A 13,433-nucleotide genomic window follows, 5' to 3' on the forward strand; every position below is an offset into this window, starting at 1 on the left:
GATCAGCCGCTTGGCGGGATTTGCACGGTCAATACCCGCACCACTGGAACGATGCTTTCAGCTGAACAGTGCTATCGGCTGCCCGCTTCCGCCCTGACCCGGCGTTAAAATATGGTCAACGACATTTCTCCGACATCGGCTGCTTCCCCCCTGCTTCACTCGCCGCCGGTCGTCGCAAGGTAGAACCGATGAATACTCTTGCCCGCGTCATCAGACGCGACCTGCCCGCATTGCCGCGGGTGCAACTGCTCAAGCGCGGTGAACGGCTGCTAGAGCCCGACGTCTATGTCACCTGCCTGGACGACCAGCCGGCAGTGGTCAAGGACTACTCGCGCTATCGCTGGACCCCACTGTCACTGGTTGCCCGCTGGCTGGTCCGTCGCGAAGCCAGCGTGCTGCGCCGCCTCGCCGGTTGGCGGCACGCGCCTGCGCTGCTGGGCACGCTGGGCGGGCTGGTACTGGGCATCGAACTGGTGCCGGGACAACCGCTGGGCAGCGCCGGCATGGAAGTGGGCGAGGAAATCTTCCGCCAGCTGCGTGCCGCGGTTGCCCACCTGCATGCGGTGGGCATCCTGCACAACGATCTGCACGGCGCCAACGTCATGGTCGGTGCCGGCTCGCTGGTGCTGATCGATTACACCTCGGCGATCCGCGTGCCGCGCTGGATGCGACGCTTGCCGATAGTGCGCCAGTTGCGCCGCAGTGACCTGGCCAACACGCTGAAAATGCAGTCACGGGCAGCCGGCCAGGCGATGCCGATGCGCTGGCATGCCACCTTGTCCGAACCAGCCTGGGTCAGCGGCGCCCGCGCCGGCTGGAAGCGCTTCTATCGTCGCTTCAAGCGCTGAGCCTTACAGCGCGTCGGCGTCGAGCTCACCGGTGCGGATCCGCACCACCCGGTCAAGCCCATAAACGAACACCTTGCCGTCACCGATCTTGCCGGTGCCGGCGGCCTTGACGATGGCTTCGACCACGTGATCGACACGGTCGTCGGTGACCGCGACCTCCAGTTTGACCTTGGGCAGGAAATCGACCACGTATTCGGCGCCCCGGTAAAGCTCGGTATGGCCTTTCTGGCGACCGAAACCTTTCACTTCGGTGGCGGTGATGCCAGCCACGCCGACGTCGGCCAAGGCTTCGCGGACATCGTCGAGTTTGAATGGCTTGATGATGGCCATGATCATCTTCATGAATCAGATCTCCTGAAATCCAGGCCATCAGGATAACTCGGTTGCAGTGAGGCCGGGGCTCAGGTTCAATGGCACTTCGTTGCGTTAGGACTTTTCCGAAGCCGGCCGTCTGTTTCGCCGATGGTGGCGCGGCCACCGCAGGCGCATGCTCAGTGCTCGGCTGCAAGGAAACCACATGATTGATTTGAATCCCATTGATGAGCTGGCCCGTCGCCTCAGCAACCTGGTGCCGCCAGGCATGCGCGAGTCAGGCGAAGAACTGCAACAGACCTTCAAGACCGCGTTGCAGGGCGGTCTGTCGAAACTGGACCTGGTGACCCGCGAGGAGTTCGAAGTCCAGCGCGAGGTGCTGCTGCGCACCCGCGAAAAGCTCGAAGCCCTCGAACGCACCGTGCTTGCGCTGGAGTCCCAGGCGGACGCCGGCACCGCCGACCGCACTTAAGCAGCACCGGCCATGAGTCTGGCCCTGGTGCACAGCCGTGCACGCGCCGGCGTGCGCGCGCCACAGGTACGGGTGGAAGTGCACCTGTCCGGTGGCTTGCCTTCGACCCACATCGTCGGTCTCCCGGAAGCGGCGGTGCGCGAATCACGCGACCGCGTGCGTGCGGCGATTCTGTGTTCGCAGTTCGAGTTCCCCTCCCGCCGCATCACCGTCAACCTGGCGCCGGCAGATCTGCCCAAGGACGGCGGGCGCTTTGATTTGCCGATTGCGCTGGGCATCGTCGCCGCCAATGGCCAGATTCCGCGCGAAGCGCTGGCCGAATATGAGTTCCTCGGCGAGCTCGGCCTGACCGGCGAGCTACGTGCGGTCGATGGTGTGCTGCCGGCGGCACTGGCCGCGGCCAGCGCCGGTCGCAAACTGATCGTACCGGCGGGCAGCGGTGCCGAAGCGGCGTTGGCCGGGCATGTCGAAGCCTATACCGCGCGCACCCTGCTGGAAGTCTGCGCGGCGCTGACCGGCAACAAGACGCTGCCACTGGCGCAGGCGCCTGCTGCCCTTCCCGAACCATTGCCTGACATGGGCGATGTACGCGGCCAGCACCGCGCGCGGCGGGCGCTGGAAGTGGCCGCCGCTGGCAACCATCATCTGCTGCTGATCGGCCCACCCGGCTGCGGCAAGACGCTGCTCGCTTCGCGATTGCCCAGTCTTTTGCCGCAGGCCAGCCTGGAACAGGCACTGGAAACCGCGGCCATTGCCTCGGTCAGCGGCCGCGGCCTGGACCCGGCACGTTGGCGTCAACGCCCGTATCGCTCACCGCATCACACCGCCAGCGCGGTGGCGCTGGTCGGCGGTGGCGCGCAGCCACGTCCGGGTGAAATATCGCTGGCCCATCACGGCGTGCTGTTCCTCGACGAATTGCCGGAATGGGACCGGCGGGCGCTGGAAGTGCTGCGCGAGCCGCTCGAATCCGGCGTAGTTACCGTCTCCCGCGCCGCGCGCAGTGCCGATTTCCCGGCGCGCTTCCAGTTGATTGCGGCGATGAACCCCTGTCCATGCGGCTGGGCCGGCGATGCCAGCAGCCGCTGCCGTTGCACCCCGGACAACATCCGTCGCTATCGCGGGCGGATTTCCGGCCCGCTGCTGGATCGTATCGATCTGCATGTGGAAGTGCCGCGGTTGCCGCCGGAGCAACTGCGCACCGACGCCCCCGGCGGCGAAGCCAGTGCGCCGATCCGCGAACGCGTCATCCGCGCACGCGCGCTGCAGCATGACCGCGTGGGCCATGCCAACGCGCAGATGAGCCAATCGGAGCTGGCGAGCCATTGCCTACTGACGGCGGCAGACCAGTCGTTGCTGGAACGCGCGATCGATACCCTGCAGCTATCAGCGCGCTCCATGCACCGGATCCTGCGGGTGGCGCGGACGATTGCGGATCTGGATCAGGCCGCTGGCATCCAGACCCGGCATCTGACCGAAGCGCTGGGCTACCGGCAACTGGATCGGGCGTCGGTTTAAGACCACATGGAGTCTGATAGCCCGGCGTCATCACGATTTGACCGGGATAGCGAGGAGCAGCGCAGCGAGCTGCGCTCTACGGAAGCGGATTGCTGCAACAGCTTGGGATGCAATGCACAAGGCATTGGCCGGGTTCGACCGATCGATACTGTCACCGACCGCCGGTCTGGCCAATGCAGAGCACGTTGCCTTCTATCGCCAGAGCTGACACGGACTGACCACTGGGTTATCAACAAATGACGCGGGCGTCGGTTTGCCACCAACGCCCGCTTTGATGCTGTTTCACCTTGTGCAATTTATCCGACCGGGTGAAACGCAGCGGAGCCAGCTCCGCTCTACATCGGGTGCTTATCAGGCGACCTTGGCCTGGAACTGCTCTTCTTCGGTCGAGCCGGTCAGCGCAGTCGTCGAGGACTGGCCTTGCTGGATCGCCTGGGTAACGTTGTCGAAATAACCGGTGCCGACCTCGCGCTGATGCTTGACCGCAGTGAAGCCCTTGTCGGCAGCAGCGAATTCGGCTTCCTGCAATTCGACGAAAGCGCTCATCTGCCGGCGGGCATAGCCGTGGGCGAGGTTGAACATCGAATAGTTCAGTGCATGGAAACCGGCCAGAGTGATGAATTGGAACTTGTAACCGTAGCTGGCGATTTCCTTCTGGAACCTGGCAATCGTCGCGTCATCCAGGTTCTTCTTCCAGTTGAAGCTCGGCGAGCAGTTGTAGGCCAGCAGTTTGCCGGGGAATTTGGCGTGGATGGCTTCGGCGAACTTGCGCGCGAATTCCAGATCCGGCTTGCCGGTTTCACACCAGATAAGATCCGCATACGGTGCGTAGGCCAGGCCACGACTGATCGCCTGATCCAATCCGTTATGAGTCTTGTAGAAGCCTTCCACGGTGCGCTCGCCGGTGGTGAATGGCTTGTCGTTGTCGTCGACATCGCTGGTCAGCAGATCGGCGGCTTCGGCGTCGGTACGTGCGATCAACAGCGTCGGCACGCCACTGATATCGGCCGCCAGGCGCGCGGCGTTGAGCTTTTCGACTGCCTCGCGGGTCGGTACCAGCACCTTGCCACCCATATGGCCGCACTTTTTCACTGCTGCCAGCTGGTCTTCAAAATGGACGCCGGCAGCACCGGCTTCGATCATCGCTTTCATCAGCTCGAAGGCATTCAACACACCGCCAAAACCGGCTTCGGCATCGGCGACGATCGGTTGCAGGAAGTCGATGTCGTCATTGCCTTCGGCATGATGCAGTTGGTCGGCGCGCAGCAGCGAGTTGTTGATGCGTTTGACCACTGCCGGCACCGAATCGGCTGGATACAGTGATTGGTCCGGATACATCTGACCGGCCAGATTGGCATCAGCAGCCACCTGCCAACCGGACAGATAGATCGCCTTCAAACCGGCCTTGACCTGCTGCATGGCCTGGTTGCCGGTCAGCGCGCCCAAGGCGTTGACGAAGTCTTCGTTCTGCAGGTAATCCCACAATTTTTCCGCACCAAGGCGGGCAATCGAATGTTCGACCACGACAGTGCCACGCAGACGAACCACGTCAGCGGCGGTGTAGTTGCGGGTGATGCCTTTCCAGCGTGGATTGCTGTCCCAGTCTTTCTGGATTTGTTCGGCGGTAGCTAGCTTGGTCATGGGGTATGTCCGTTTGAGTGGATGCGGGAATGGGGTTGGTTTGTTTCAGTCAATGCGCTGATAGGCCGGCAGGGTCAGGAATTCGGTCAGTTCATCGCTGCGGCTGAGCTCGTCGAGCAGGGCGATGGCTTCGTCGATTTTTCCACCACCGGGCAGTTGACCGGGATCGCCGAGCTTGCCCGGTAGTGCCTGCAGGGTGCTGGCCAGCAGCTTGAAATCGATGGCAGTGCCGTCGGCCAGATGAATGTCGCGTGCATGCAGCCACTGCCACAGTTGGGTACGAGAAATCTCGGCGGTAGCCGCGTCTTCCATCAGCCAGTGGATCGGCACGCAGCCGTTGCCATCCAGCCAGGCGGCCAGGTAACGCACGCAGACTTCGACATTGCCCTCGAAGCCGGCGCGGGTAATGGTGCCGGTGGAGGGACGAATCAGGTCCTCGCCGGTGACCAGCACATCTTCACGCAGCACGTCTTTCTGATTCGGTCGGCGCATGCGCTCGTCGAAAATCTCGCGGGCAATCGGAATCAGTGCCGGGTGCGCGACCCAGGTGCCGTCATGGCCAGCAGTAACTTCACGCAATTTGTCGGCACGTACTCGCGCCATCGCCTGCTCGTTGCCGCTTTCGTCATGGCTGATCGGGATCTGTGCGGCCATCCCGCCCATCGCGTGCGCACCGCGCTGGTGACAGGTCTGGATCAGCAGTTCCGAATAGGCCTTCAGGAACGGCTGGGTCATGGTCACCTGACCACGCTCGGGCAGGATCTTGTCAGCATGGCGCCGGAACGTCTTCAGATAGGAAAAGATGTAATCCCAACGACCACAGTTGAGACCGACCACGCGATCGCGCAATGCATGCAGGATTTCGTGCATTTCGAATGCGGCGGGCAGGGTTTCGATCAGCACGGTGACCTTCATCTGCCCCTGCGGCAGACCGAGCGCGGCTTCGATATGGGCCAGCGCGGTTTCCCACAACGCCGCTTCTTCCATACTCTGCAACTTGGGCAGGTAGAAGTACGGACCCCGATCCTTGTCCATCAGTGCGCGTGCATTGTGGAAGGCGAACACCGCAACGTCGAACAGGCCACCGGCCATTGGAGTGCCGTCGATCAGCACATGCTTTTCATCCAGATGCCAGCCGCGCGGGCGCACCAGCAACACCGCCTGTTGCTCGAAAGGCTTTAATGCATAGTGCTTGGCTGGCTTGCCGGCCTGTGCAGCGGCGGTGAACTGCAGATGCCCGGCCACCGCATCAATCAACGCGCGCTGGCCAACCAGCAGGTTGTGCCAGGTGGGCGAAGTCGAGTCCTCGAAATCGGCCATGAACACCTTGGCGCCGGAATTGAGTGCGTTGATCACCATCTTCGGATCCACCGGGCCGGTGATTTCGACCCGCCGGTCCTGCAGCGCGGCGGGCGTCGGCGCCACCTGCCAGTCGCCTTCGCGGATGGCGCGGGTGTCTTCACGGAAATCCGGTAAGCCACCGGCGTCGAAGAACTCCTGCCGCTGCCGACGCGCCTGCAACTGCGCCTGCCGGCCCGGCTCCAGCTCACGGTGCAGTGAGACCAGCAGCGCCATCAGCGCCGGCGGCAGCAGTTGCGCCTGGCCGGGCGAGCTTCTGGTGATGGCAATACCCGGCGTGGCCCGGATGAGGCTCGGATCGGGGCGGCTGTGCGGGACAGCGGACATGGCAGGCTCCTTGATAAACGCTTGCGACCAAGGTGCGCTGCAACAAACTATTTGGCAAAACAGTTTTATCAATACTTTGTATAAGTCAGGCTTATACTTGTGCCGCCATGAGCGACAACAAGCCGCCAAGTATCCGATTTCCCTACAAATCCGACCGGCTCAAGCCTCTGCGCGCCTTCTGCCAGACGGTGCGGCTGGGCTCGGTTTCGCGGGCGGCCGACGCGCTGTTCGTGACCCAGCCGGCGATTACCGTGCAATTGCAGGCGCTGGAACGTGACCTGGGGGTGGCCTTGTTCGTGCGCAGCGGCCGGCGCCTGTCGCCCAGCCGCGAGGGCGAGTTGCTGTATGAAATGGCCCAGCCGCTGGTCGAGGGCATCGATGCGCTGGAGAGCCAGTTCCGCGACAAGCTCGGCGGCATGGATGCGGGCGAACTCAACATCGCCGCCAACAGCTCGACCATCCTTTACCTGCTGCCGCGCATCGTCGAGAACTTCCGCCAGGCCCATCCCGAGGTACGCCTGACCCTGCACAACGCGATCACCGCCGACGGCACCGATCTGCTGCGCTCGGATTCGGTCGATCTGGCGGTGGGTTCAATGATGGAAGTACCACCGGACCTCAGCTACGCGCCGGTCTATCGTTTCGAGCCATTGCTGATTGCGCCGACCGGCCACGCACTGATCCGCCAGCGCGAGCTGTCACTGCACGACATCTCCGGGCATGGGCTGATCCTGCCACCGCGACGACAGATCACCTATCGGCTGGTGGATCTGGTGTTCCACCAGCATCGGGTGCCCTACACCGTTGCCCTGGAAGTCGGTGGCTGGGAAGTGATCAAGCAGTACGTGGCGATGGGCATGGGAATTTCGATCGTGCCGTCAATCTGCCTGACCGAGGGCGACCGCAGCCGGCTGGCGACGCGTCCACTGAGCCAATGGTTTCCCTCGCGCAGCTATGGCGTGGTGGTACGCAAGGGCAAGGTGCTGTCGCCGCAGGCGCGGGCTTTCGTCGAGTTGATCCAGCCGGACCTGTTCACCCGCGGTGGCTACGACGACAGCGGCCCTTCGGAGCGTTGAAGCTGGCGGCTGCAAACAGTCCGTTGGAGAAAAAAAAAGCCACTGCGTGACGCAGTGGCTTTTTGTGGCCGGCAATGCAATGCATGCCGGTGACGGTCCGGCTTACTTCAAGCCACGGTCCTTGAGCATCGGCTCGATGCTCGGGTCCTTGCCGCGGAAATCGCGGTACAGCTTGGCCAGTTCGACGGTGTTGCCGCGCGAAAGGATCTTGTCGCGGAAGATCTGGCCGTTCTCGCGGGTCAGTCCGCCGTGCTCGACAAACCACTGGTAAGCGTCGGCGTCCAGCATCTGCGTCCACAGGTAGGCGTAGTAACCAGCGGCGTAACCATTGCCCCAGATGTGCTGGAAATAGCTGGTCCGGTAGCGCGGCGGCACCGCGGCCATGTTGAAGCCGGCCTTCTTCAAGGCTTCGCTTTCAAAGCCGTCGACATCCTGCAACGGCGCGTCGGCCGGCAGCATGTGCCATTGCATGTCCAGCAAAGCGGCTGAAATCAGCTCGCTCATCGCGTAGCCCTGGTTGAAGCTGGCGGCCTTCTTGATCTTCTCGACCAGTTCGGCCGGCATCGCTTCGCCGGTCTGGTAGTGCTTGGCGTAGTGGGCGAACACCTTCGGATCCGACGCCCAGTGCTCGTTGAACTGCGACGGGAATTCGACGAAATCGCGCGCGGTCGCGGTACCAGACAGGGTCGGGTACTGCTGGTCGGCGAAGATGCCGTGCAGGGCGTGGCCGAACTCATGGAACATGGTGGTCACGTCATCGAACGAGAGCAGCGCCGGTTGGCCTTCGGCCGGCTTGGTGAAATTGGCGACGTTGTAGATCACCGGCTTGGTGCCCAGCAGCTTGGACTGATCAACGAAGTTGCTCATCCAGGCGCCACCACCCTTGTTGTCGCGCTTGAAGTAATCGGTGTAGAACAGCGCCATCGAGGTGCCGTCCTTGTCGAACACTTCGAACACGCGCACGTCCGGCTGGTATACCGGGATGTCCTTGCGTTCCTTGAAGGTCAGCCCGTACAGCTGGTTGGCGGCATAGAAGACGCCGTTCTGCAGCACGTTGTCGAGCTCGAAGTACGGACGGATCTGCGACTCATCCAGATCGTACTTGGCCTTGCGCACCTTCTCGGCGTACAGGTTCCAGTCCCAGGCCTGCAGCTTGAAGCCGGGCTTGCCGGCGGCAGCCTGTTCCTTGTCGATCACGTCCTGGATGTCCTTGGCCTCGGCGCCGGCACGGGCGACCGCGGCGGGGACCAGCTTCTCCATGAACTGCTCGGCGGTTTCCGGGGTCTTGGCCATCTGGTCGTCGAGCTTCCAGGCGGCGTAGCTCGGGAAACCAAGCAGCTTGGCGCGCTGGGCGCGCAGCTGGGCCAGGCGGGCGACGGTCTTGCGGGTGTCGTCGTCGTTGCCCTGTTCGGCACGATCCCAGGAGGCCTTGAACAACTGCTCGCGGGTATCGCGGTCGGTCAGGTTCTGCAGATCCGGCTGCTGGGTGGTGTTCTGCAAGGCGATGACGTACTTGCCATCCAGCTTGCGTTCCTTGGCGGCGGCCTGCGCGGCGGCCATCTCGGCGTCGGACAGCCCGGCCAGCCTGGCCTTGTCGCCGACCACCAGCGCGCCGTCCTTGGTCGCTGCCAGCAAGGTGTTGGTGAACTGGGTGCTGAGGGTGGATTCTTCCTTGTTGAGTTCCTTCAGCTGCGCCTTGTCGGCATCGGACAGCTTGGCCCCGGCGTGGACGAAGTCGTTGTAGGTGTAGTCCAGCAGGCGTGCCGATTCGGCATCCAGATTGAGGCTGTCACGCTGCTCGTGCAGAGTCTGGATGCGCTGGAACAGCTTGCTGTTGAGGTAGATGGCGTCGCTGTGCGCGGCCAGCTTGGGCGCCATCTCCTCTTCCACCTTCTGCAGGGTGTCGTTGGTGTTGGCGCCAGTCAGGGCGAAGAAAATGTTGATGACCCGATGCAGCGGACGGCCGGCTTTCTCCATCGCCACCAGGGTGTTGTCGAAAGTCGGTGCCTCGGCCTGGTTGGCAATGGCATCAATTTCGGCCAGGTGCTGCTTCATGCCCTCTTCCAGCGCCGGGGCGAAGTCACTGTCCTTGATCTTGCTGAAATCCGGTGCGCCATAAGGCAGGGTGCTGGCAACCAGCAACGGATTGGTGCTGCTGGCCTGGTCGGCGTCAGCAGTGGTCTGTCCGGTGGTATTCACGGTGGGAGCATCCTTTCCTGAGCAGGCGGCCAGCGCCAGGCTGATGGCGGCGGCGAGTACGACGGTACGTGACATGGGAAATCCTGTGTTCATGAATTGGGCAGCGCGGCGCCCCTGGTCCGGATGGCGCGCGCACATCCGGGATGTGACCTCACCTTGAGGGCAAAGGTTCCCCGGCGAAGATGGCCACATGCGGCACGCCGTCGGCGCCAATCCAGCCACGGTACATGCCGTCGGTATTGAACGGCATTGCAAAGTGGCCGTCGGCGGCCAGCACGATCGCCCCGCCATTGCCCCCGGCCAGCGGGATTTCACGGTTGATCACCGCATAGGCGGCCTCGTCCACGCTCTGCCCGGCGTACTTGATGCGGGCGCAGATGTCATGGGCGGCGACCGCGCGGATGTAGTACTCGCCCCAGCCGGTGCCGGACACCGCGCAGCCCGCATCGGCATAGGTGCCGGCACCGATGATCGGCGAGTCGCCAATCCGGCCCCAGCGCTTGTTGGTCATGCCGCCGGTCGAAGTGCCCGCGGCCAGATGGCCATCGCGGTCCAGCGCGACCGCGCCGACGGTACCGAAGTGCTTGGCGGTCTCGACATCGCTGTGGGCCTGGCCGCCGGCTTCTTCCTTCAGCGCCTTCTGCAGTTGCTGCCAGCGCTTTTCGGTGCGGAAGTAGGCTGGCTCCACCAGTGTGATGCCGTTGTCGGCGGCGAAGGCCTCGGCGCCTTCGCGCGCCATCATCACGTGCGGCGACTTCTCCATCACCGTCCGCGCCAGCAGGATCGGATTGCGGACCGTCTGCACGCCGGCGACCGCACCGGCCTGCAGGGTCGCGCCATCCATCACCGCCGCATCCAGTTCGTTGCGTCCTTCATGGGTGAACACCGCGCCCTTGCCGGCGTTGAACTGCGGCGAGTCCTCGAGCACGGTGATGGCGGCGGTCACCGCGTCCAGCGCCGGCTTGCCCTGCATCAGTTGCGCATGGCCGGCCTTCAACGCCGCCGCCATCGCTTCGCGCGCGTCGCTTTCGTCCTGCGCGTCCATGCCTTTGCGGATGACCCCGGCGCCGCCGTGGATGACCAGCACCGGCTCGGCGGCGCTGGCGCTGGTAACGCCGGCGATGCCCAGGCAACCGAGCAGTATCCGTGCCGCCAATCGTGGGACGTTCATGCGATCTCCTCGCCAGGGGTGGAATCAGACGGTGCCGCGGTTCTTGCCCTGCCAGGGCCGGTACCACTCGCGGATGCTGGCCATGTCAGCGGCCATGTCATCACTGGGGTAGAACAGCTCGCCGATGCCGACGGTCTTTTCCGGATAGTGGAAGTAGGCCATCAGAATGGGCACATCGGCGCCCTTGGCGATCTTCCAGAACCCGGTTTTCCATTGCTTGACCGCCTTGCGGGTGCCTTCCGGGGTCACCGCGAACCACATCTTGTCGGCCTGGCGGATCCGCTCGATGGCCTGCTCGACCACGCCCTTGGGCGAACTGCGATCAACCGGCACCACGCCCAGCCTCCGCAGCAGCGGCGACAACGGCCACCAGAACAACTGCGCCTTGCCCAGCACCCGCACTTCGAAGCCGATGGCGATTTTCACCGCCATGCCCCAGAACCCGTCCCAGTTGGACGAGTGCGGGGCGACGATCATCACCAGCTTGGGCACGTTGGGCAGCTCGCCGACAATGCGCCAGCCCGCCCGCTTCAGCACCTGCTGGGCGGCCCAGCGGGTGAAACGATTGGGTTTGACCCGCGGCATGTTGGGCGGGCCGGGTGGAACGATGCGACGTTCGTCGGACATGTCTAATCCCAGTCCTTTCTGGATGAACGGCCACTTTTGATCTGGCCGCGTTGCTTCTTGGCATCAACCCGCCGCGCCTTGGCCGCGCGCGAGGGCTTGGTCGCGATACGCCGCTTGGGCACGCTGAGGCCGCTGGCGATGAAATCGGCCAATCGTTCGCGGGCGTCCTGGCGATTACGGTCCTGGGTACGGAAACGCTGGGCGTCGATGACCAGCACGCCATCGTCGGTGATCCGACGGTCACGCTTGGCCAGCAGGCGCGCGCGCACCGGCTCGCTCAGCGAGGGCGAATGGGCCAGGTCAAAGCGCAATTCAACCGCGGTCGAGACCTTGTTGACGTTCTGGCCACCGGCACCACTGGCGCGCACGAAACGTTCGACCAGCTCATCGGCCGGTATCGAAAGTTTGGCTGAAATTTCCAGTACATCGCTCCCCATGACCTCGATTGTAGTCAGGAACCGGCAGCGAGGACAGAACCGGAACAGATGTCAATTAACGTCTGCTTTACTCGGCAATCGGCACCATTCGGGACCATTTGTGCAACACGCCGGATCCGATCATGAAACCCGCAGCATCGTCTCTCCGTTGGTGGCTGGCCCTGGCCCTGGCACTGGTGTGCATGCACGCGGCGGCCCGGGAGCCCAGCGATGCAGATATCGAGAAGCTGCTGGCGGCCTCACGCGCGCAGAGCATGCTCAGCGCGTTGATTCCGCAGATGGAGGCGATGCAGCGGCAGCAGTTCGAGCAGGTCATGTCAGGCAAGGACCTGACCGCCGAGCAACGCCAGGAAGTCGAACGCATCCAGGCCAAGACCAGCGAAATCGTCCGCCGCTCGCTGTCGTGGGAAGAAATGCGCCCGCTGTACATCGACGTCTACAAGAAGACCTTCACCCGCGACGATGTCCGTGCGATCACCAAGTTCTATGAAAGCAGCGCCGGCAAGAGCCTGCTCGACAAGACCCCGCTGTTGATGCAGAACCTGATGGCGGCGGTACAGCTGAAGATGGGCCCGATGCTGGAAGAACTGCAGGCTGAAATCCAGGCCGCTTCCGAGCAGCCGGCACCCGCGCCGCCAGTCTCGCCACCGCAGAAGCGCCGCAAGCGCTGAGCGCTGGTCCAGCCGGCAAAGCCGCGTGTGGAAGCAAGCGGCAGCGTCACGCCGCCCTCGATTTGGATTGCTGCAGATTCAGGCCGAAGGCGGCAGCGACCAGTCAATCGGCGTCTGGCCACGCCGTTCCAGGTACGCGTTGGCCGCTGAAAAATGGCCACTGCCGAAGAACCCGCGATGGGCCGACAGCGGTGACGGGTGCGGTGCCTTCAGCACCTTGTGCCGGCGGTTGTCGATGACCTTGCCCTTGGCCTGCGCGTAGCTGCCCCAGAGCATGAACACCAGCCCTTCGCGTTCGCGATTGAGGGTATCGACGACGTGGTCGGTAAAGCCTTCCCAGCCCTTGTTCTGGTGCGCGCCGGCGCGGCCTTCCTCCACCGTCAATACCGCGTTCAACAGCAACACCCCCTGCCTGGCCCAGGACTGCAGGTGCCCATGGCCGGGGCGGGCAATGCCGAGATCGCTTTCGATTTCCTTGTAGATGTTGAGCAGCGACGGCGGTACCGGCACCCCGGGCTGCACTGAAAAGCACAGGCCATGCGCCTGGCCGGCGCCGTGGTACGGATCCTGGCCCAGGATCACCACCTTGACCTGATCGAACGGGGTGGCGTTGAAGGCGGAGAATATCTGCGGACCGGGTGGGAAGATCCTGGCCCCGGCAGCCTTGCGCTCACGCAGGAACTGGCCCAGCTGCTGCATCTCCGGGCGCTGCAGCCAGTCGCCGACGCGGGCTTTCCAGCTCGGTTCCAGTTTGATGCGGTCTGCTTCGGTCATTGGC

At 63.6% G+C, this 13,433-nt stretch carries 13 protein-coding genes; 5 read left to right on the plus strand and 8 right to left on the minus strand.

From position 1 onward, the window contains the following. Positions 1-188: 188 nt before the first annotated feature. Positions 189-848, plus strand: a complete 660-nt coding sequence (locus ABB29_RS00105) for a kinase (protein WP_057656580.1) — start codon at positions 189-191, stop codon at positions 846-848. 3 nt (positions 849-851) lie between these two features. Here the strand turns inward: ABB29_RS00105 and ABB29_RS00110 are convergent, their stop codons facing one another. Beyond that, positions 852-1,190, minus strand: coding sequence for a P-II family nitrogen regulator (locus ABB29_RS00110; protein WP_057656581.1), 339 nt, complete (start codon positions 1,188-1,190; stop codon positions 852-854). A 175-nt stretch (positions 1,191-1,365) separates the two neighbouring features. Between ABB29_RS00110 and ubiK the strand changes: the two genes are divergently transcribed. Both ubiK and ABB29_RS00120 read left to right on the plus strand, forming a co-directional pair. Next, positions 1,366-1,632, plus strand: coding sequence for a ubiquinone biosynthesis accessory factor UbiK (ubiK, locus tag ABB29_RS00115; RefSeq protein WP_057656582.1), 267 nt, complete (start codon positions 1,366-1,368; stop codon positions 1,630-1,632). Positions 1,633-1,644: 12 nt separating this feature from the next. Beyond that, positions 1,645-3,147 carry a YifB family Mg chelatase-like AAA ATPase gene (locus tag ABB29_RS00120; protein ID WP_057656583.1) on the plus strand — a complete coding sequence of 501 codons (1,503 nt, stop codon included), beginning with the start codon at positions 1,645-1,647 and terminating at the stop codon, positions 3,145-3,147. A 351-nt stretch (positions 3,148-3,498) separates the two neighbouring features. Here ABB29_RS00120 and aceA read toward each other — a convergent pair whose 3' ends face one another. Together aceA and aceB are read right to left on the minus strand one after the other, a co-directional pair. After that, positions 3,499-4,788, minus strand: coding sequence for an isocitrate lyase (gene aceA / locus ABB29_RS00125; RefSeq protein ID WP_057656584.1), 1,290 nt, complete (start codon positions 4,786-4,788; stop codon positions 3,499-3,501). Positions 4,789-4,833: 45 nt separating this feature from the next. Then, positions 4,834-6,474 carry a malate synthase A gene (gene aceB, locus ABB29_RS00130; protein WP_057656585.1) on the minus strand — a complete coding sequence of 547 codons (1,641 nt, stop codon included), beginning with the start codon at positions 6,472-6,474 and terminating at the stop codon, positions 4,834-4,836. A gap of 107 nt (positions 6,475-6,581) precedes the next feature. Here aceB and ABB29_RS00135 point away from each other — a divergent pair, with 107 nt between their 5' ends. Next, entirely contained in the window at positions 6,582-7,550 is a 969-nt protein-coding gene (locus ABB29_RS00135) for a LysR family transcriptional regulator (protein ID WP_057656586.1), read from the plus strand. A 102-nt stretch (positions 7,551-7,652) separates the two neighbouring features. On the opposite strand, the gene dcp is transcribed toward ABB29_RS00135, so the two are convergent. The 4 genes from dcp to arfB form a co-directional block, all read right to left on the minus strand. After that, on the minus strand, positions 7,653-9,824 hold the full coding sequence (gene dcp, locus ABB29_RS00140; protein ID WP_057656587.1) for a peptidyl-dipeptidase Dcp: 2,172 nt from the start codon (positions 9,822-9,824) through the stop codon (positions 7,653-7,655). Positions 9,825-9,900: 76 nt separating this feature from the next. After that, the gene (locus ABB29_RS00145; RefSeq protein ID WP_057656588.1) at positions 9,901-10,920 is read right to left on the minus strand and encodes an isoaspartyl peptidase/L-asparaginase family protein; all 1,020 of its coding nucleotides are present in this window, start codon (positions 10,918-10,920) and stop codon (positions 9,901-9,903) included. A 24-nt stretch (positions 10,921-10,944) separates the two neighbouring features. Next, complete coding sequence (locus ABB29_RS00150; protein WP_057656589.1) at positions 10,945-11,547, minus strand: lysophospholipid acyltransferase family protein; 603 nt, start codon at positions 11,545-11,547, stop codon at positions 10,945-10,947. A 2-nt stretch (positions 11,548-11,549) separates the two neighbouring features. Continuing rightward, positions 11,550-11,984: an alternative ribosome rescue aminoacyl-tRNA hydrolase ArfB gene (arfB, locus tag ABB29_RS00155; protein WP_057656590.1), complete on the minus strand. Its 435-nt coding sequence runs from the start codon at positions 11,982-11,984 to the stop codon at positions 11,550-11,552. A gap of 122 nt (positions 11,985-12,106) precedes the next feature. On the opposite strand from arfB, the gene ABB29_RS00160 reads away from it, so the two are divergent. Continuing rightward, complete coding sequence (locus ABB29_RS00160) at positions 12,107-12,655, plus strand: DUF2059 domain-containing protein (RefSeq protein ID WP_057656785.1); 549 nt, start codon at positions 12,107-12,109, stop codon at positions 12,653-12,655. Positions 12,656-12,733: 78 nt separating this feature from the next. On the opposite strand, the gene ung is transcribed toward ABB29_RS00160, so the two are convergent. Next, entirely contained in the window at positions 12,734-13,429 is a 696-nt protein-coding gene (ung, locus tag ABB29_RS00165; RefSeq protein ID WP_057656591.1) for a uracil-DNA glycosylase, read from the minus strand. Positions 13,430-13,433: the final 4 nt, after the last annotated feature.

The sequence above is a fragment of the Pseudoxanthomonas dokdonensis genome (assembly GCF_001431405.1).
Taxonomy (GTDB): domain Bacteria; phylum Pseudomonadota; class Gammaproteobacteria; order Xanthomonadales; family Xanthomonadaceae; genus Pseudoxanthomonas_A; species Pseudoxanthomonas_A dokdonensis.